At 46.0% G+C, this 19,703-nt stretch carries 15 protein-coding genes; 4 read left to right on the top strand and 11 right to left on the bottom strand.

Annotation, left to right across the window (positions count from 1 at the left end):
* Positions 1-6: 6 nt before the first annotated feature.
* Complete coding sequence (locus K1Y79_RS11630) at positions 7-2,370, top strand: phosphoketolase family protein (protein ID WP_220250184.1); 2,364 nt, start codon at positions 7-9, stop codon at positions 2,368-2,370.
* A 223-nt stretch (positions 2,371-2,593) separates the two neighbouring features.
* Here K1Y79_RS11630 and K1Y79_RS11635 read toward each other — a convergent pair whose 3' ends face one another.
* Both K1Y79_RS11635 and K1Y79_RS11640 read right to left on the bottom strand, forming a co-directional pair.
* Positions 2,594-3,589, bottom strand: coding sequence for a PorP/SprF family type IX secretion system membrane protein (locus K1Y79_RS11635; protein ID WP_220250185.1), 996 nt, complete (start codon positions 3,587-3,589; stop codon positions 2,594-2,596).
* Positions 3,590-3,593: 4 nt separating this feature from the next.
* Positions 3,594-8,033 (bottom strand): T9SS type B sorting domain-containing protein, encoded by a 4,440-nt coding sequence (locus K1Y79_RS11640; protein ID WP_220250186.1) that lies wholly within the window; start codon positions 8,031-8,033, stop codon positions 3,594-3,596.
* Between the two features lie 327 nt (positions 8,034-8,360).
* Between K1Y79_RS11640 and K1Y79_RS11645 the strand changes: the two genes are divergently transcribed.
* The gene (locus tag K1Y79_RS11645; protein WP_236059579.1) at positions 8,361-8,795 is read left to right on the top strand and encodes a DUF2147 domain-containing protein; all 435 of its coding nucleotides are present in this window, start codon (positions 8,361-8,363) and stop codon (positions 8,793-8,795) included.
* Between the two features lie 117 nt (positions 8,796-8,912).
* Here the strand turns inward: K1Y79_RS11645 and K1Y79_RS11650 are convergent, their stop codons facing one another.
* From K1Y79_RS11650 to K1Y79_RS11685, 8 genes are all read right to left on the bottom strand, one after another.
* Positions 8,913-9,056, bottom strand: a complete 144-nt coding sequence (locus K1Y79_RS11650) for a hypothetical protein (protein WP_220250188.1) — start codon at positions 9,054-9,056, stop codon at positions 8,913-8,915.
* Between the two features lie 16 nt (positions 9,057-9,072).
* Entirely contained in the window at positions 9,073-9,957 is an 885-nt protein-coding gene (locus K1Y79_RS11655; protein WP_220250189.1) for a DUF5777 family beta-barrel protein, read from the bottom strand.
* A gap of 7 nt (positions 9,958-9,964) precedes the next feature.
* Positions 9,965-10,507 (bottom strand): YceI family protein, encoded by a 543-nt coding sequence (locus K1Y79_RS11660; protein ID WP_220250190.1) that lies wholly within the window; start codon positions 10,505-10,507, stop codon positions 9,965-9,967.
* Between the two features lie 12 nt (positions 10,508-10,519).
* Positions 10,520-10,915 carry a c-type cytochrome gene (locus K1Y79_RS11665; RefSeq protein WP_220250191.1) on the bottom strand — a complete coding sequence of 132 codons (396 nt, stop codon included), beginning with the start codon at positions 10,913-10,915 and terminating at the stop codon, positions 10,520-10,522.
* 11 nt (positions 10,916-10,926) lie between these two features.
* Complete coding sequence (locus K1Y79_RS11670) at positions 10,927-11,349, bottom strand: OB-fold putative lipoprotein (protein WP_220250192.1); 423 nt, start codon at positions 11,347-11,349, stop codon at positions 10,927-10,929.
* Between the two features lie 25 nt (positions 11,350-11,374).
* Positions 11,375-13,207, bottom strand: coding sequence for a porin family protein (locus K1Y79_RS11675; RefSeq protein ID WP_220250193.1), 1,833 nt, complete (start codon positions 13,205-13,207; stop codon positions 11,375-11,377).
* A complete protein-coding gene (locus K1Y79_RS11680) occupies positions 13,195-13,770 on the bottom strand; it encodes an RNA polymerase sigma factor (RefSeq protein WP_220250194.1) in 576 nt (191 codons plus the stop codon). Before K1Y79_RS11680 ends, K1Y79_RS11675 begins: the two co-directional genes overlap by 13 nt.
* Positions 13,771-14,651: 881 nt before the next feature.
* The gene (locus K1Y79_RS11685) at positions 14,652-15,995 is read right to left on the bottom strand and encodes a FecR domain-containing protein (protein ID WP_220250195.1); all 1,344 of its coding nucleotides are present in this window, start codon (positions 15,993-15,995) and stop codon (positions 14,652-14,654) included.
* 39 nt (positions 15,996-16,034) lie between these two features.
* Between K1Y79_RS11685 and K1Y79_RS11690 the strand changes: the two genes are divergently transcribed.
* Positions 16,035-16,847: an SDR family oxidoreductase gene (locus K1Y79_RS11690; protein WP_220250196.1), complete on the top strand. Its 813-nt coding sequence runs from the start codon at positions 16,035-16,037 to the stop codon at positions 16,845-16,847.
* Positions 16,848-16,975: 128 nt separating this feature from the next.
* On the opposite strand, the gene K1Y79_RS11695 is transcribed toward K1Y79_RS11690, so the two are convergent.
* On the bottom strand, positions 16,976-17,587 hold the full coding sequence (locus K1Y79_RS11695) for a chemotaxis protein CheB (protein WP_220250197.1): 612 nt from the start codon (positions 17,585-17,587) through the stop codon (positions 16,976-16,978).
* A 103-nt stretch (positions 17,588-17,690) separates the two neighbouring features.
* Here K1Y79_RS11695 and ligD point away from each other — a divergent pair, with 103 nt between their 5' ends.
* Positions 17,691-19,703 (top strand): DNA ligase D, encoded by a 2,013-nt coding sequence (gene ligD, locus K1Y79_RS11700; RefSeq protein ID WP_236059580.1) that lies wholly within the window; start codon positions 17,691-17,693, stop codon positions 19,701-19,703.

Raw genomic sequence — 19,703 nt, forward strand, 5'->3', positions numbered from 1 at the left:
TGCAATATGGCAACATTGACACAGGATCACCTGAATAACATACAAGCTTATTGGGAAGCTTCCAACTACCTGGCAGCTGCCCAGATATATCTGCAGGATAATCCATTACTGAAAGACCCTCTGCTGCCTGCCCATATTAAGCCTCGCCTACTAGGCCATTGGGGTACCTCGCCGGGTCTCAATTTTATATATGTCCATCTTAACAGACTGATAAAAGCAAGCGATGCCGATTTCCTGTTTATCTGCGGCCCTGGTCATGGCGCACCCGCTGTACTGGCTAATACTTTCCTGGAGGGTACGTATACTGAAACTTACCCTGACATCACGCAGGATGAGAATGGTATGCGATACTTCTTCCGGCAGTTCTCTACGCCTGGCGGTATTCCTAGTCATGTCAGCGCGCATACACCAGGGTCTATACATGAAGGTGGGGAATTGGGTTATTCCCTGGCGCATGCTGCCGGGGCTGTGATGGACAATCCGGCGTTGATAGCTGCCTGTGTAATCGGTGATGGGGAAGCAGAAACTGGTCCGCTAGCCGGTAGCTGGAAATCTAATTGCTTTCTGAATCCCGCCCGTGACGGAGCCGTACTGCCTATACTCCACCTGAATGGCTACAAAATATCCGGCCCTACAGTTATGGGTCGTTTACCTGACGAGACGCTTACTGCACTGTTCAGCGGTTATGGCTACAATACACTTATTGTTCGGGCTGATGATCCGATAGACATTCATCAGGAAATGGCAATGGCCCTCGATACTGCATATGAACAGATCAGAGAAATCCAGCAATTCGCCCGAGAGGGGAAGAAAAGCAACTCACCCTCCTTGTGGCCGCTGATTATTCTCCGTTCTCCCAAAGGCTGGACAGGGCCTGTGATGTGGAAAGGCAAACACATTGAAGGGACTTTTCGTTCTCACCAGGTTCCTCTGACAGATGTGGTGAAAGATCAGGATCAGTTGGCGCTGCTGGAACAATGGTTACGGAGCTATAAACCGGAACAGCACTTTACACCCGACGGGAAACTACAACCCGCACTGGCTGCTCTGGCTCCCTCCGGCAATAAACGTATGAGCGCCGTCCCCTATGCAAACGGAGGCACTGATGTACATCCACTGCGTATGCCTGATTATACTAACTATGCGGTGTCAGTAAAAGCACCTGGAGAATCTATTGCTGAAGGCACCCGTGAACTAGGTAAGATGCTGCGTGACATCTTTGAACTGAATGAAGATCATCAGAATTTCCGGATCTTCTGCCCTGATGAAACAAGCTCTAACAGACTTGATGCGGTATTTGAAGTTACAGAACGCTGCTTTATGGAACACCTGCTTGATAATGACGAGCATCTGTCACCAGACGGTCGGGTAATGGAGGTACTTAGCGAGCATCTTTGCCAGGGTTGGCTGGAGGGATATCTGCTGACGGGCAGACATGGCATATTTCCCTGTTACGAGGCTTTCATTACGATCATCGACTCTATGTTCAACCAGCATGCTAAATGGCTGAAAACGTGCCGGGAAATCCCATGGAGGAAGGATATACCCTCGCTCAACTACCTGCTCACTTCTCACAGCTGGAGGCAGGACCATAATGGCTACAGCCATCAGGGACCAGGGTTTATTGACACCGTCGCTAATAAGAAGAGTAACGTCGTTCGCATTTATCTACCGCCTGACGCAAACTGCCTGCTGGCTGTAATGGACCATTGCCTGAAAAGCTACAATTACGTAAACCTGGTCGTTGCAGGTAAACAACCTTCTCTTCAGTGGCTGAATATGGAAGAAGCTACCAAACATTGCGCACAGGGCGCTTCTGTCTGGGAATGGGCCGGCAATGCCAACCAAGGAAAGCCGGACGTAGTACTTGCCTGTGCCGGCGATGTACCAACACTGGAAATTATTGCAGCGGCATGGTTACTTCGTAAACATCTGCCCGACCTGAAAATAAGAGTAGTAAATGTGGTTGATCTCATGGCGCTGTCGCCGAAAGAATATCATCCGCATGGTATGGAAGCCTCGTTATTCTCTGACATATTCACAGATGATACGCCGGTTATCTTCGCATTCCATGGTTACGTCCGCATCATACATGATCTTGTACACGGACGCCCCCACCCTGCGCGCTTCCACCTCAGAGGTTTTATGGAAGAAGGCACTACCACTACTCCTTTCGACATGGTTGTGCTGAACAGAATGAGCAGATTTCACCTGGCTATCGCTGCTATCGAACGCGCAGAACGAAAACCGGCAAATGAGGCGGAAGCTATCAGCTACTTTGAAGATAAATTAAGTATGCATAATATCTACATCCGCGAATGCCTGGAAGATATGCCTGATATAAGAGACTGGAAATGGAGTGATATATAATAAAAACACCGGAATAGGACTATTCCGGTGTGCTGCTTAAACCTACAACTGTTACATTATCTGTAATCAAATATCTTTAGTGATACAAAAGTACGTGTGCATTTTGGTACCGCTGCTGTACGAAGTCTGGAATTTATTGGACAAATCACGGTTTTTTGCTTTACACTCTTCCTGGCGGGAAAATATCAACAGATTTGTACAGCTGAGATAAGACCCGGAAACTTTAAAAATACCGGGGACAACGGGCATTGTCTACTTTATCATTATGCGGAAACAGTATGCCTATTGACAGTTCGTGCGAGCCCCGCTGATACCGGGAGATGCCATTAGTTGTAATATCATACGAATAGCCTAGCCGCATATTATCTGATAAAAATACCTCTGCCATCACACTGACTGCATTTCCCCGCTGTAAAGTTGTCTCTAACGCCGGTTTGCCCCATAGGTTAAAGCCTGCGCGATAGGAAGCTCCCAACCACACCTTTTCCTGTAGTAGCATGAACACATTAAAATCAATATTGGTGGGTCCTTTCAGGTCTTCCTTAATCATTACCGAAGGCTTCAGTTTGATGTCATTCGTCAGGTAAACAACCGTACCACCACTTAGGTAAATATGACGGGACTTTCGTAAGGTGGAATACAGTGTCCCATTTCCAAAGTAGATCTTTCCACCGGTATAGGCAGAAAACAGATCCATCATAGAAAAGCCGATAAATGTGCGATAAGTATTATAGTAAATCCCGAACCGGGCATCCGGTACCAGCGTGCTCTGTTTTCCCAGTATCAACGCAGGATCATCCGCATCTACGTACTTACGGGAGCTGCCGTCCACCGCATATTGCGTAGCCCCGAGTCCTAGTCCGATACACAACCGGCTGTCATTCGCCAGTGGAATACGATAGGCATAAAACCCATACAGTGAGATAGACTCCTGCGGCCCCAGACGATCCCAGGTTACCTGTCCGCCAAGACCAACTTTCTTTGAATATACATCAGTTACACCATCCAGCGCGATGGTGCCTGTCTGCGGCGCGCCCTGGAAACCGGCCCATTGCTGACGATAGGTGCTATGCAGGTACAGTTCTTCTCTATATCCTGCATATGCAGGATTAACGCTCAAACCATTAAATACATACTGACTGAACTGCACATCCTGCTGTGCCTGCGCAAAACAGGACAACAGCAAAAAACAAATGAACAGTAAAGCACCATTTCTCATATTACTATTTTTGGATCAGTTCTATGTATCCTTTATACACTTTTGTAGTACGGGCCATGTTGATTTTTAGTACATAGTAGTAAATACCAGACGCAAGTCCCGCCCCTCCCCAGTTGTTGGCATAATTACCGGAGCGATATACCTGACTACCCCACCGATTATATATCTCTAATACAGATCCCGGGTACTGATCAATGCCTCTGACAAGAAAGTAATCATTCTTACCATCTCCATTCGCCGTCACTACATTCGGAATAAATAAGTCTGGCGAGATCTCTACCGGCTGAATAGCTGATTCATTATTACGCAGATCAGGATCCATTTCACGTCCGGAAATGATGGCACTGTTCTCCAGTCTTCCACCATATAGTATACGGGCAGAAAATGATAACTGCATCGCTTTATTCACATATAAAGTATCAATATTCCATACTACCTGGCGCGTGCGTGGATTGAAACTGACATAGCCACCGGTTGCCGTCATATCAGTTATTTCGTCCAACATCCCGGATACGTCGTCTGTTACAATTACCTGTGTTGCATGATCCAGACCTTTATTATTCACTGTAAGTGTAAACGTAACCAGGTCACCCACTGTGGGTGCTTTGGCTATTGTTATACTTTTGATGACAGACAGATCTGCCGAAGTGCTGTTGCGATAGTCAATCACTTTAGTACAATTCCCCTTACTTGCAGGATCAGTGACTGTTACGACGATAGTCCCTGTCTCTACTACATTGGGTGACAGGGTACTAAAATTTCCTTTGACATCAGTATGCGTTGTTGTAATACTACCATCAGGATATGTCACCAGGATATTAGCGCGAGGTATAGCAGTACCGGTGATCCGCAGTAATCCTCCTTCCTGTTTAACAGGATCATCTACTACAAATACGGGAAACAATTCGGTAAGACGTACCTTCAGCGAAGACGCACAACCGTTCTGGTCTGTCACTGTTACACTATAATCGCCCGCAGGCAGATTGGTGATCCTGTTATTGGTCGCCCCCGTACTCCACATTACGCGATAGGGCGGTGTGCCGCCTGCGGCTGACAAAGCAATCGCGCCGGAACTCTCCCCATGACAGGTTACATCCCTGGGTGTCACTACTAAAGCAATATCCAGCGGAGCAGGTACCTTGACTGTTTTTACAGCAGATACACAATTCTTTTCATTCATTACCTGCACACTGTAATCGCCTCCTCTCAGACCGGAAAAGGTATTTTCGTCCAGCCAACCTTCACCGTTCAGACTATATTTATAACCGTTGCCTGGCGTTGGTATTGTAATACTACCGTCTTTGCTGCTACTACACGTTGTAGGTGTGGTAGTCGCTGTGAACTCGGGCATCGGCGGAACAGTTATTGCAAAATCGGCCTTATTACTGCAACCATTTACTGTTGTGACCTGATAAGTAATGACTGCATTGCCGGGAGCTATGGCTGTTACACGACCTGCTGCACTTACCTGCATGATATTTACATCGCTGCTGATCCACACCCCACCTGGTGTAAGACTACCCAGATCAGCACTCTCATTCCCTATACACACCATATTATCACCGGTGACGGCCGCTACTACGGGCAATGCCTCAACCGCTAATACCGTTGTAGTAGTATTGCCGCATTTACCCTCAGTGAAACTATAGGATACAGTGTAAGTACCGGGTCTGCTTGCTGCCAGGTCTATTGCACCCGTCTGCGGATTGATCACCAACCCTCTGCCTGCACTGAAGGTGCCGCCCGCTGTTCCTGTCACCCTCACATCCGCGGTTCCTATTACACAGAAAACGGGTTTATCATATGCTATTGATGCCTGCGGCAAAGGATTGACTACCACGTCAACACCAGTACTGTCTGCACATCCCCATTCATTGGTAATAATGTATCGTACGTTGACAGTACCTGCTGCAATACCTTGCAACATACCTGCTGTGCTAACAATCGCAAATGCATTATCCTCAGTGCGCCATACTCCACCGGTCAATGCATGCTGCAACTGAACCTGATCGCCTGCACATACATCCGGAGATGCCGTCATCGCGGCTACTTCCGGCAGATCATGAATGGTCAATCCTGCGCTAGTCACATTGCTACATTGGCCATTGCTGAATGTATATGTTACCTGGTGCGCACCAGCTGTACTATTTGTCAGATCTATTGAGCCGGTCAATGAGTCTATAATCAATCCGGGTGTTCCTGTATAAGTGCCTCCTGCTGTACCGGTCAGCATGACAGCTGCTACTCCTGTCTTACAGACATCTGGAGTATAACTGATAGTAGCTACAGGTAATGGATGCAGTATCACGGTATCTGTCATGCCGGATGCTGTACACCCACGTGCGTCTGTTACAACGGCTATGTATGCATAACCGCTGCCTGACGTTGTAGGAACTGCCGTTGTTTGTATTGCCTGATCATCAATAAGATTACTTCCTGCCAATGGCGATGCCGTCCATTTGTAGGTATAAGGACCTGGCGTATTACGGGCAGTTACTTCCAGGTGTACAGTATCCTCCGGACATAATGCTGTCTTATCTGCGACGGCCATCACGTCCGGCAATGTATACACGGGTAAGGTATGAATGGCCGTTGCTTCACAACCGGTAACATCAGTCACGGTATAGGTAATGTCTGCGTAACCGGCGCTGACAGCTGTAATCCTGCCTGTCGCATCTACTGTAGCAACTGCGGGATTATTGGTTGACCAGCGGCCATCTGGTGTACCATTTGAGATGATAGCGGTACTTCCTTCACACAAACCCGCTCGTGATGGATTCAACATGCTCGCTGGTAAAACGCCGGCCATCGGTATGATAGCAATATCATCCAGTGCGAAATAATTCCCGTCTATACCGCTTACATTATTCCGAAGATAGATGTCTGCTGTGCTGGCAGGCGCGATGAATGTAAAAGTGTATTCCCGCCAGTTATTACTGGTAACAGCGCCTGTACTGAAAGTGGTCAGCGAACTACCATCAGCGGCTACCATACCCACCTGTATGTCTGGTTTGACACGTGCCGCAGGGTTAATATTAGCAACCCAGAAACTGAGCTTGTATGGCTGGCCAGTTAACAGATTAGTTAATCGCTTTCTATAGAAATACTCCCGGTGAAAACCTGCTTTCACCAGCAGCATATTACCTGTTCCTGATGTATGATCTGTGAGCTGACCTGCCTGATCTAAAGGCTGAATGGCATAATAACCATCACTGATATCGCTGGTGTTATGATAATGGTAGGAAGTAGCTGCAAATGAACCTGCACTCCCTGCGCCAAAATCTTCAGTAAAGATCACGCCACATGCCTGGGATATGGCTACTGGATTTAGTGCCGCCTGGTGTGCGATAATATGTACTGTTTCCCCAGCAGTTACTGTAATATTCACCGTTACCGCGCCTGGAGTAGTCACGCTGTTTCCTCCCGAACTATAAACTGTATACCCGGATAACGCCCAACCGGCAGGTATTACAGCGGATAAGGCATAATTACCTGCTTCCACCGGTAAGATGATGGCATTGCCAAACGCCGGAGTAACACGTTCATCATCTATCCAGCTGCCATCTGTAGTACGTGAAAATATAATTGCATTGTCAAATGGGATAACCGATGTTGCCCATACCTGTACTCCGGCCGTAATTCGATTCAGCGATGTATACCGCATCACATCTGCAGACCAGCTGACGCCATTCCAGTTGTATCCGTTTGCGTATATGACGCCATCATCTCCATAGGCAACGTCAGTCGTACCAGGGGTACCCAGATGCACTGCAGTTCCTCCGGCGAAAGGCAGCGTAAACACTGCGCCGCTTCCTGCACTATAATAGACGATCTCTCCCGAGGAAGAGCGCATATCCAGACGGGAAGCGCCGGTTCCCGGAGCAGCTAACGTCGTCCAGGCATCTGTATAAGGCGCTGATGTAATATTGTTTGTCAGTATAGCGCCATCTTCCGTCACAATTGCTATGCGTCCGTCGCCGTAAGTGATATCCACCGCACGGACTCCCCCATGCGCCATTGCTGTATAAATAAGTTGCTGATTATTACCGTCAAAGAAGTAGGCATCTCCGCCAGCAGTGGTATGTACAAACTGTCCGGGGCCAGCGCCATCCAGGGAAGTACCCGTATAGCCCGTCGGCAGCCACCGGCTACTACCGGCTACGCGATGATATATTTGCCCCCCTGCCTGTAATGACAACCACAACTCACCATCGCCGGTACCATTATTTGTTATTCCATGACCCGCGCCTATATCGTTAATAGCACCTGCGGTCAATGGCTGGTCATTCAGATAGAAATCGGGAACTGTTGTTATACCTCCGTTTACAGAGAATTGAAAATCAGACGATGATTCTTCATTAAGCGCGCTGACATGTACGTAGATGTATCCTTTTTGTGCCGTGACTGATGAGACAAAGAATAATACGGGAAATGAGATTTTCAATAATCTTATGGCTATTCGGTTCATAGGTACTTTCGGGAAACTACAAAAGTCTGTTAGTGGAAATCCACTTATTATACATCAATCTGGCTCGTAATATAGAGATAATTACGATATAAATGTAATATGAATGCAAAATAATATAATTGTAACCGTTACGGATTACACGAATTGATTGACTTATATCGCTTTCCGATTTCACAGCTATTAACGGCCTGGATGCTAAAAAATGTTAAATTAACAGTGTAAGGCACGAATGCGACCGGCCTGAATATTGCATACTAACAGTAAATCCCTGCAGAGGGTAATAAACAACTTAAATATTCTATGATGAAAAAGCTCACTCTACTCGTTTTTGCCCTGGTAGTGGCCACGGGCAGTCTCTTTGCACAGAAAGGCGCGGCCGACAAAATCATTGGCACATGGCTCAGTGAAGAAAAGGATGGTAAGATAGAGATCTATAAATCAGGCGATAAGTATTTCGGTAAACTAGTATGGGGAAAAAACATGTATGAGCCGGACGGTAGTTCCCGTACTGATATCAAAAATCCTGACGCTAAATTGCGTAGCCGGAAATTACAGGACCTGGTTATACTGACGAACTTTACTTACGATGACGGAGAATGGGAAGGCGGCAAGATCTATGATCCTAAAAGCGGCAAGACCTATAGCTGCAACATGAAGTTCAAAGGCGATGCCTTACAGATCAGGGGGTACATTGGCATTTCGATGATGGGCCGTACTACTGTTTGGACCAGAAGCTGACGATATTAAACCGGGCAGGTTACGGATTGTAGCTGAAATATACAGATACGCTTCGCAACCTGCCGGCCAAACCTTGTTGGCATAGGTTTGTATTTGATATGTCTTTTAATGCCAACTTTATTTAACCGCTGATCCTTTTCCCAAATGATTACCCATTAACTCCTGACTACTGATTCTATTTTCCTGAAAATTATTCTCTACCGCCGGCAGCATCGTCAACAGGACATCCATAGTTGCACCACTTCCCACATCTTCCTGCATAAACCAGTTCCTGTGTTTATTTCCTGAAATTGAACGATCTCGAAATATTGAATCCGAAGAATATATCTCCTTTCCCCCAGCTACCATTTGTTTTAGTCAGATAATAAGGTCCGATCATACCATTGGAATTGGTAAATACAAGCTGAAATACGTGTCCGCCGGTTTCAATATCTACCCCCAGCGACAGTGAGTTATAGATTTTTGAAGATACTACCGGGTCTGACAGCAGGTAGTTGTATTCGGCAGTCAGACTCATTCTCTTGGTAAACTTCATCCGTCCCCCTGCACTGATTGCAAAAATGTCATTCATATCTCCTTTTGTTGCTACCAGATTATAGTGCGTCCATGACGGGGCCAGCTGCAACGAAAGATTCCGTGAAAACTTCCTGGCTATAAGTAGCTGAGAAGTATAACTGGTACGGAACCGTGAATTGAGATAAGGTTTATCTGTATATCGTTGTGTATAATGTGTTACGAGTTCATACAGACTAAGCGAAATGGGCATTGCACCTGTGGATTGTTGTAATATTTTGTATTTGACGTTACCATCAAACGCCTTATCAACGGAGCTTCTGCCAATACCTGCAGATAACCTGTCAGTAAAACCATAATCCAGGCCAAAGCGTATAGAGGCATTGTCCAGTCCAAACAGTTCATATGCGCCTTCGTTCAGTTTGCCGAAGCGGTGCATGATCAGAAACTGGAGGCTTTGTTTACCCGGCGACTCCACTGTAGGCATATTAATAAGCTGCGTAGCTTTAAATGTGCCGGTAACTACGTGGGAGTTTTCTGCCGTATTTTCAGAATCCTCCAGCATCTTCAGCAGGCTGGTATCCTGCGCAATGGCAGCTGCATTTCCGAGAAATAAACACAATATGATGTAACAGGCTATCTTTTGCATATTCGATCTATTTTGCCGGCAGACATACCGCCAGGATTTGTACATTGATTTGCGACGCAATTTTATCTTTTACCAGTGACGGTATCTTAATATTATAATCGCCTGGCTTTACGGCGAATGCTGCTTTTGCAGTGAGTTTGCCCTCCTGTATTTCCAGCTCTGCAGGTATGTTCTGCACTTGCTGTGTCACACCATGCAGGGTGAGTTGTCCGCTTACCTGTACTTTATAATTACCTGGTTTGTTAGGCACATCGCCAGTGATTGTACCGTTGAACTGTGCTTTAGGATATTTCTCACTCTCTGCATAGTTCTCATTATAATGATCTTGCATCAGCTGTTTAGGAAACATGAAGTTGCGTTGCAGCAAAGTAAAAGCGACAGACTTCTTTCCCAGATCCACAGCTGCGAAGGCCTGCTTATTTTCTGCCTTTATATCTTCTAATGGCGTCTTTGAATAGAAGCTGACATTTGCATTCCTTGAAACATATGTCTGTGCCTGCATTTGCAGATACAGCAGACATGACAACACAATAAAGCATATGGTTTTCATATCCGTATATTTTTAGTTATTCTGTGCACCTCTGGCAATCCAGGCCCTGATCTTGTTGATGTTACAGTCAGACAATTTCGCACCACCCAGTGGCATAGGTGAAAAGCCGGAAGCGTGTGTAATAGCGCCAACCAGTCTACCATTATCTACCTGCGTTTTCAGTGAGGCATAGTTACCCAGAGAAATACCGCCGCTTGCATTACCATTACCATGGCAACTGTAGCAATTGCTTTGTATAATAGGCTGAATATTGGCTGTATACCGCATATCAACAGTATCGCAGGTTGTGCCCCCACCACCGCCTGGATTAGGATTATTCACATCCTCTTCGTTGTCTTTAGAACAGGATACAATGATGGTGCTGCATGCGATGGCAAGTGCCATCAGTGGAAAGAATGCTTTCTTCATAGTCAGAATTGTTACTTGTTATTTATAATAGTTGCGTCAACGATGCTTACATCCATCAATACTCCTGTGCACAATCCTTTAATCGTTATAGTATGACCTACTTCGGGCAACTTACCATCGGCTCCGGTCGCCAGGGTACAGTTTACACCACCCATGCCTCCAGCCTGTGCAGACAATAGTATGGATACAGCGGATCCTGTTGTTTGCACATCAGCCACAGTGCCTGTTACTTCCAGTACTTTATTCACATACAGGCTATTCGCCTGTTGTTCATTCTTTGTAAATTCCTCATACAGCTTCTCGGCAGTCACCTGCTTATCTGTCTTGACTTCCGAAGCAGAAGTCCTTGGCTTGTTATACAAATAATACCCAGTTCCCGCCGCTATCAGGCAAAGCAATGCCCCTGCGAGAATAATCGTGTTTCTTCGCGTCATGTAGTTGCTAGTTAAAATACTGTTCTTACTTCAGGCGTAATGGCCGGGTCAGGCCAATATTCAATCCGGCACTGGTAACCGGCAGATTACCTACGCCAATTCCCCGGGTCGGTATCTTGATATACGGTTCCAATCGCAATGTACCTAAGACGCCAATTGGCCGTTCGTAACCAACGCCCAGATGTATAATGGAAAACCAGTCCGCAGTAGCTTTATGATACGTCCAGTTTTTTTTGCCATACTCCCCGTAATATTCGTAGCTATAGTCATATTGCTGCGTTTTCATAATATACGATGACACTCCTGCATTCACATACCAGCTGTTTCTGACTCCCTTTGCAAAAGTGTACCGTACATTTAACGGTATCTCATACATATTGCACCATCCATCTATATCGAATACTGTCATATAAGGCGGCCAGTTGGTATTCTTTGCATCGAAATACTTTCCGACAGAGTAGTAGTATTTGCGTTCATACAATATGCCTGTTTCTATGGACAGTTGCTTATTCACAGTGTAACCAGCAATCAGCCCTACATTATATCCCAGGCCTGCGGTACGTTGCATTTTTACCGTGGTCAGATCCGGACTAAGCACTGCGCCATAGTAAAAGCCACTTTTCATACCGGCAGCATTTTTCCGGGTTGTGACAGTTTCCGCCGATGCATTAGTTTGAGCCGTTGGATTGGCAGGCAGCGTAATCATTGCAACGTTGCCTTTAATATTTGCAGCCGGCATGTTGAAACCGGAAGTTACTCCACGTACTTTCTCAATATATAATTGCTGATAAACAGCAGTTATCCCCTGGTTGGCCGCAGGATAACTGCTGGCAGGAACATTCCCTGTTACTCTTGTGTGCGGGGCAATGTTACCTTTGTTCCTGTTCCCTGTTAATTGTTCACTGTTCGCTACGGCAGCACGTTCTTTATCTTTCTTGTTATAAACAGCAGCGATGTCCCTATTCGTTTGCGCATCACCGGCTGTTCTTTCTGTCTTCGCCGTCTGCACCGGCGTTGCCGCTGGTATATGGTTTGTCTGAATATCGGCAGCATTTATACCCGCTGGTCTGCGCTTAACTAACGAAGCCGGATACCCGCCGGTACGTTTGTTATCAGATGTTCCTTTTGTTACATCTACCTTGTTTGCGGGCATGTTCACTGTGTGATTATTCACCAGCGCAGGTACACTTTTGTTATTCTCTGCAGCAAAAGCTGATTTCTTACCGCCTCTCTTGCTTACCGTGTTAATATCTTCTTTTGCGGAAGCATTGTTTACAGCAGCGGATGGCTCACCTTTTCCTTCAGGCTTAATTACAGCTTGTTTGTCTTCCGTAGCTGCGGCTTTTACCGGCTGAGTGTTTGTGGCCTTCTTATTCACTTCCGGCAATTCATTACCTGTCTGACTTGTAATCTCTGGTATCACACCAGCTGCTGTTTGCTTTTCTGTGGCCAGCTTATCGCTTGTCTCTGCAACATCTCCCTGCGACACATTTGTCTGGGCATCAGTTACTGAAGATGGCTTACCCGCACCCTGTTGATCACTGGCTTGTGCCGCAGCATTTTCTTGTTGTTGTACTGCGCCTGCCGGAGTTGCAGCATTACCTGCGGACCGTTTGCCGCTTTCATGCTGTACTACGCTAATGGCTACGATGGCAACAGTGGCTGTGATGATGGCAATAATGCCGAGTCTGAACCACCAGCGATCTTTAAAGCTTCTTGTAGCCGTCCCCTGCTGACTGTTGTCAGCCTGCTGCAACTTATTCCTCATAGCATCCCAGTCACCAGCCCCTGTATTAAGGGGATAGTCTGAAGCCGCCTTGCGGAATAATTCGTCCATATCGTCATCTAGGAGCTGCATACGTCTATTTCAGGTATATCTGTGTTTAATTTTTTCTGCAAATAAGCCCTCGCTTTGGCCAGATTAGATTTTGAAGTGCCGATACTGATATTCAGCTTATCTGCGATCTCCTGATGGGAAAATCCATCAATTATATACATATTGAACACCACCTGATAGGAAGGCGGTAACTCTTTGATCAGTATGATCAACTCCTTGTAATATAATTTCTGTTCTGCGGATTGTCCCACATCCGGTACTTCCCATACTTCATCAGGTATTCCACCGATTTCCGGTATCATATTTCTCCTTCTCAATTCGTCTATTGCCGTGTTTACCATGATCCGCCTGATCCATCCCATCAGCATTTTCTCCTGATCCTCAGTATCCTCACAGCTGAATTTGTCAAAGCGGGAAAACACCTTCACAAAACCATCATTTACAACATCTGCGGCATTTTCATACCTGTAAATATACCGGAACACTATCTTAAATGCATAGCCATAGTATAGCTCATACAATACCTTCTGGCTTTTGGGCTGTTTGTTAACGCACCCCTGTATTATGGTAGAAAGTTGTTCCAATGTTTTGTCAAAAGGTCCACTGTGTCCTTGTACCTAATAAATACGGAAGCACTGAAGAAAGGTTGCCTCAGGTGAAAAATATTTTTCAAATATGTTTCCACAAGTATGTAAGTCACTATAAATCAATATCCAGATATCGTATAAATAGTTGAATATTAACATAGGACTTTCCTAATTCAGCTACTTCCCGTCAGCAAACGACTGACTGAGTAAATATCTGTAAACCCGACCGTTTGTCCGACGGTTAGTTTAAAGCTGTCTATACCCCCTCCAGTAACAGCTACATCAACCAATGGATGAGGACCTCTGCAACACCATTACCGCGACCAAATCAATAAATCACTGATAATCAATTAATACGTCATCAAAACCAGTCATCGCTGACCGGTAATATTACCCGACATATATTCATACATTCGGAGCGCAAAATAGACATGGGTCTGAAACCTGATCGGGACGAACTAGCGTCGAACTAGACGTGGACCTGAAACCTGACCGGGACGAACTAGCAACGAACTAGGGACGAACTAGACGTGGACCTGAAACCTGATCGGGACGAACTAGCAACGAACTAGACGTGGACTTGAAACCTGACCGGGACGAACTAGCAACGAACTAGACGTGGACTTGAAACCTGATCGGGACGAACTAGCGACGAACTAGCGACGAACTAGACGTGGACTTGAAACCTGACCGGGACGAACTAGCGACGAACTAGCGACGAACTAGACGTGGACTTGAAACCTGATCGGGACGAACTAGCAACGAACTGGCGACGAACTAGACGTGGACTTGAAACCTGACCGGGACGAACTAGCGAAGTTATTCATTGAGGTATCGGAACAGACCCTGGCTATGGCCTAACCCGATATTCAGGTGCATTATTCCTGATCAGCCTCACGCTTCCAGGCACTGATGGCGGTGGTATCTCCTATACTGATTACGACCTTACCTTCTCTTGATAGTTCAGCCTGCTGTCCGGGATGGACGGAGAGCCGTTTATTGCCTGCCCGCAGTTGAATTGTCGCCTGTAATGCGGTAATGACTATCCGGGCAGGTGTAGGATAGCTGTGGATATTGAAGGCAGCGCCTTTTATTTCGGCGGAAAGGGAATGGGAATGAATTTGAAAGGGCTGCTCATGATTACCTGCAACCATGAAACTAGCCTCTCCATCTATTTCTACTTCTCTGTCCGTACTGATATAGGATACGGGATATTTTACTGTACTACCGGTATTCAGCCAAACACGGGTACCATCTGGCAGCGTGTCTCTTGATTTCTTATCCGACGCGGTGGATAATGTCCGCAGGGAAGCGGATTTTTCCGACCGCATAACCATCAGATAAAGGCCAGGGCCGACGATAACAAAGATTAAGGCTGCTGCTGCATACAGATAATTCAACCTGTGTGAATAGAACCGTCGTATAATAGGCGTACTGTCTGCCGGTATAGGCCGGTCAATAGCCATTGCTTTAGACGCCATTGGCAGCCAATGTTCATTAAATGAAGGCTTTCCGGGAAGATCATCATCCAGGAGTTTCGTCTTTTGTACTACCCAGTTATTATGACGGGATGAGACGCTGCTGTGTGATACATCTTTCAGACATTGCCTGACGGACTGGTGAACTGCGTTAATGGCACAGGTGACCGTTTCTGCGGATAGCTGCATAGCAGTAGCGATCTGCGCGGCAGACATCCCTTTAAGCCGGTGCATTTCATATATCTGTCTACGCTGTTCGGGCAAAGACATGATAGTATCATGTATAAGCGACTGATAGGCTTTATAATGCAGGACTTCCGGCGGCTGTTCCTCTTCATATTGCGGTACCGGCAATAGCTCATCGGCATCTGAGTCCTGCAGATAGCTATAACACTCATGTATAGTGACAGATCGCAGATATGCATCAATGTCTTTAACATGAGGCAGTTTATCCCTATGTAACCAGATGATGATGAATGTCTCCTGTAATACAGCGTTGATGCGGTATTGGTCACCGTTCATAATTACGGAGATGTCAGCATATATGATGGGTGCTACGGCCCTGAAAAAACGGACAAATGAGTTTTCATTGCCATCGGCAATGCTTTGCAGCAGTTCTGTGTCGTGATAATTTATCTCCTGCATAACGCGGATGATCTTAACAGGAATATACGAATTATATGCCAGCTGGTCAAAATCACCCGATACCCGCCTTTTCCTGCAATCAGTACAGCCAATCATCATAAACTGTAGCTTTGTCTTCTTGTTTCAATTACTGTCCATATGCAATACAAGAATAAAGTAGTCTGGATCATTGGTGCCTCCTCCGGGATAGGAGCAGCTCTCGCTAAGCAATTCGCACAGCAACAGGCATTGCTGATACTTACTGCACGCAATAGTGACAAACTGGATATACTTGCAAAAGAACTGAAAGCGCTGACAAGCTGCATAGTGTTACCGGCGGATATTACCCGCCGGGATACACTACACATTATAGTGGAAGACTCTCTCCGTGTGTATGGGCATATTGACATTCTAGTACATTCAGCGGGTATAGGTCAACGCTCACTTGCGATTGATACCGGCATATCCGTCTACAACCAGCTGATGGATGTCAATTTCTTCGGTCCGCTAACCATCACTCAGTATCTACTACCCCATTTCCAGCAACGTGGCGCAGGGCATATTGTTGCTGTTGGCAGTATGTCTGGCTTGATGGGCTTCCCCGGCCGCAGTGGCTATGTCGCAGCAAAGCATGCCTTGAAAGGATATTTTGAAACCTTGCAGGTAGAACATACTATTCCCCACTTTTATATTACAATTGTAAGTCCAGGCAGAGTCAATACACCTCTCCCACTCTCTGCCTTAACTGCGGATGGGCGGCCTTATAATAAAATGGATCACGCACAATTAAATGGTATACCTGTGGATGTGTGCGCTCAGAAAATCCTCTCCGGCATCACTCGTAAAAAGAAGCACATCATTATCGCCAGAAAAGAAAGATGGTTATACTGGTTACGCCTGCTATTGCCCGCTACCTATTACCGTATGGCCAGAAAAGCAGGCATCCAAGAGCGGGACCAGGAAGTGTTGTAATGGCGTTCTATAATAGTACATCCCAAAAGTATCACTTTCTGCTAATCTACAAACAGCTGATAATGAATGAACAATAGTGAATAATATATAACGGGTTTATTGTTTTAGTGAACAAGATGCACAATCACTTACCCTGCGGCCTCAAACCCCTTATCACCCTTTATTTCACTCTTCCTGTAATACTTAGCCAACGCCTGCGCTAGCTGTGCCGGTGGTAATACCAAATCAGGATGATCTCCCGAAATTGCTGCCATCGGCATCCCCTTAAACACTGCTGATGCCGGCTCCTGCACATACACCACGCCTCCTGCTTTATAAATCGCCTTTGCCCCCTCCATTCCATCTGTTCCCATCCCTGTCAATATGATACCTATCGCCTTGTTGCCGGCATACACTGCCAGCGACCTAAAAAATATATCCACCGCAAAGTTGACTATCTGCGTTGATGTACGTGGTGTCAACGTTAGTATACCATCCTTTATCAACATGAACTTACCCTCCGGTAACAGGTAAATGTGATCCGGCTTGATCTCCATATCTTCCAACACCCTCACAATCGGCAACCGCGCATGCGATTGCAGTAGCTTATCAAGTATGCTTGTATAATTCCTGGATAAATGTTGTACCACCACAAAAGCGATCCCTGTTCCTTCCGGTATGTGTGTAAAAAACGTCTTTAATACGTCCAGACATCCTGCAGAACATCCCAGTCCTACTATAAAAAAATCGGGTTTCACCATCTTCTCTTAATACTTTTTATCATCTCTACTTCAAATTTCAGGCTAAACCAGTCGCTCATGAGATTGCTCTACGTACTGGTAAGATCTTTGCACTACTTTCACCATGCGCAGAAAGTCTACCGATACAAAGCCCACGGCAGGTAAACGAGCGAAATTTCCTGCTACCATATCGCCCATGCTGGCCACACTGGTTGATAAACCTGTTGACGCTTCCGGCTGGATGTATGAAGTTAAATGGGATGGCTACCGCGCAGTAGCCCTGCTGAACAAAGGCAACGTGCAGCTGATCTCACGTAACAACAAGACCTTTGAAGAGAAATTCTACCCCGTTTTCAATGCGCTTAAAACCTGGAAGATTAATGCGGTCATTGATGGTGAGATTGTAGTATTGAACGCTGATGGCATTTCCAGCTTTACCGACCTGCAAAACTGGAGAAGTGAAGCCGACGGAGAGCTAATCTTTTACGTTTTCGATCTGCTGTGGCTTAATGGGTATGACCTTACACAACTTCCCCTGATTCAGCGACGGGAACTACTGGAACGGCTATTTCCTGCCCCGGATATTGTCCGGATGAGCACTACTTTCAGAGATACTTCTGCCACTGATTTCCTCGCTGCAGCCAGTCAACTTGGCCTGGAAGGTATCATTGCTAAAAAAGAAGACAGCATCTACCATACCGGTGTTCGTAGCCGGGACTGGCTGAAGATAAAAATAAGCAAGCGGCATGAAGTGGTTATCGGCGGTTTTACTAACAATGAAAACTCATCGAAACCTTTCAGTTCACTGCTAGTAGGCGTATTTGAAAACGGTCAATTGCAATACACTGGTAAAATAGGTACAGGCTTTTCCAGTGCACTGCAAAAAGAGTTGATGCGTACTTTCAAACCTTTGATCAGGAAGACATCTCCGTTTGCTACTGAACCTGACATCAATAAACCTTCCCGCTTCCGTCCTGATCCTCCTAAGGCAGTAGCTACCTGGCTGAAACCACAACTGGTCTGCGAAGTAAGCTATGCTGAGATCACCAGTGATGGCGTAATGCGGCACCCTTCTTTTGAAGGTATGCGTACTGACAAAGACGCTAAAGATGTGACCAGGGAAATACCGGTACCAGTTACACAAACGCTGGAAAAGGCAACCAATACCCTGTCAGCCCAAATGCTTACCCCTGTTAAAGGCGGCAGCAGAAAGACATTATTGAACCCGTCTGAAGCTACTCAGGTAAAGAAGATCAATAAACATGAGCTGAAGTTTGCCAATCTTAACAAAGTATACTGGCCGGAAGAAAAGTATACCAAACGCGATATGCTCAATTACTACTACCAGGTGGCACCGTTTATACTACCTTACCTGAAGGACCGTCCGCAGTCGCTGAATAGGTTCCCCAATGGTATTAAAGGCAAGAGCTTTTACCAGAAAGATGTAACGGGCAAAGCGCCTGAGTGGATAAAGACTTTCCCGTATCACACAAGTGATGGGGAAGACAAAAACTTTATGGTGGCCACAGACGAATCCAGTCTATTGTACATGGCCAATCTGGGCGCTATAGAAATGAATCCGTGGAACAGCAGGACAAGTAAACCTGATCACCCTGACTGGTGTATCATTGACCTTGACCCTACGGATAAAAACACTTTTGAACAGGTCATTAAAACTGCACAAGTGACTAAAGCTGTACTGGATAGTATAAATGTGCAGGGATATTGTAAAACATCCGGTTCCACCGGCATACACATCTATATTCCGTTAAATGCAAAATATACTTACGACGAATGTCAGTTATTCGGAAAGTGGATCGCTACGCAAGTACATCTCGAATTGCCGGATTTCACAAGTATCGAACGCATGACGCAGAATAGAAAGGGCAAGATATATGTTGATTACTTACAAAACAGGCCTAAAGCTACACTGGCAGCACCATATTCGCTGCGACCTAAACCCGGTGCTACGGTCTCAATGCCACTGCACTGGGATGAAGTGAAAAAAGGACTAAAGATGAAAGATTTCAATATTACCAACTCACTTGCTCGCATCAATGAAATGGGAGACATCTTTAAGCCTGTTTTAGGCAAGGGAATTGATATGAAGAAAGTACTACGTGCCATACAACCATAG

Origin of the sequence: Chitinophaga rhizophila, from assembly GCF_019492185.1 — a bacterium.
Lineage (GTDB): Bacteria > Bacteroidota > Bacteroidia > Chitinophagales > Chitinophagaceae > Chitinophaga > Chitinophaga rhizophila.

What these genes read in the sequence shown, in the direction of transcription:
- K1Y79_RS11630 (WP_220250184.1), top strand. Translation starts at nt 7, where the DNA reads ATGGCAACATTGACACAGGATCACCTGAATAACATACAAGCTTATTGG.
- K1Y79_RS11635 (WP_220250185.1), bottom strand. Translation starts at nt 3,589, where the DNA reads ATGAGAAATGGTGCTTTACTGTTCATTTGTTTTTTGCTGTTGTCCTGT.
- K1Y79_RS11645 (WP_236059579.1), top strand. Translation starts at nt 8,361, where the DNA reads ATGAAAAAGCTCACTCTACTCGTTTTTGCCCTGGTAGTGGCCACGGGC.
- K1Y79_RS11650 (WP_220250188.1), bottom strand. Translation starts at nt 9,056, where the DNA reads ATGCAGGAAGATGTGGGAAGTGGTGCAACTATGGATGTCCTGTTGACG.
- K1Y79_RS11655 (WP_220250189.1), bottom strand. Translation starts at nt 9,957, where the DNA reads ATGCAAAAGATAGCCTGTTACATCATATTGTGTTTATTTCTCGGAAAT.
- K1Y79_RS11660 (WP_220250190.1), bottom strand. Translation starts at nt 10,507, where the DNA reads ATGAAAACCATATGCTTTATTGTGTTGTCATGTCTGCTGTATCTGCAA.
- K1Y79_RS11665 (WP_220250191.1), bottom strand. Translation starts at nt 10,915, where the DNA reads ATGAAGAAAGCATTCTTTCCACTGATGGCACTTGCCATCGCATGCAGC.
- K1Y79_RS11670 (WP_220250192.1), bottom strand. Translation starts at nt 11,349, where the DNA reads ATGACGCGAAGAAACACGATTATTCTCGCAGGGGCATTGCTTTGCCTG.
- K1Y79_RS11675 (WP_220250193.1), bottom strand. Translation starts at nt 13,207, where the DNA reads ATGCAGCTCCTAGATGACGATATGGACGAATTATTCCGCAAGGCGGCT.
- K1Y79_RS11685 (WP_220250195.1), bottom strand. Translation starts at nt 15,995, where the DNA reads ATGATGATTGGCTGTACTGATTGCAGGAAAAGGCGGGTATCGGGTGAT.
- K1Y79_RS11690 (WP_220250196.1), top strand. Translation starts at nt 16,035, where the DNA reads ATGCAATACAAGAATAAAGTAGTCTGGATCATTGGTGCCTCCTCCGGG.
- K1Y79_RS11695 (WP_220250197.1), bottom strand. Translation starts at nt 17,587, where the DNA reads ATGGTGAAACCCGATTTTTTTATAGTAGGACTGGGATGTTCTGCAGGA.
- ligD (WP_236059580.1), top strand. Translation starts at nt 17,691, where the DNA reads ATGCGCAGAAAGTCTACCGATACAAAGCCCACGGCAGGTAAACGAGCG.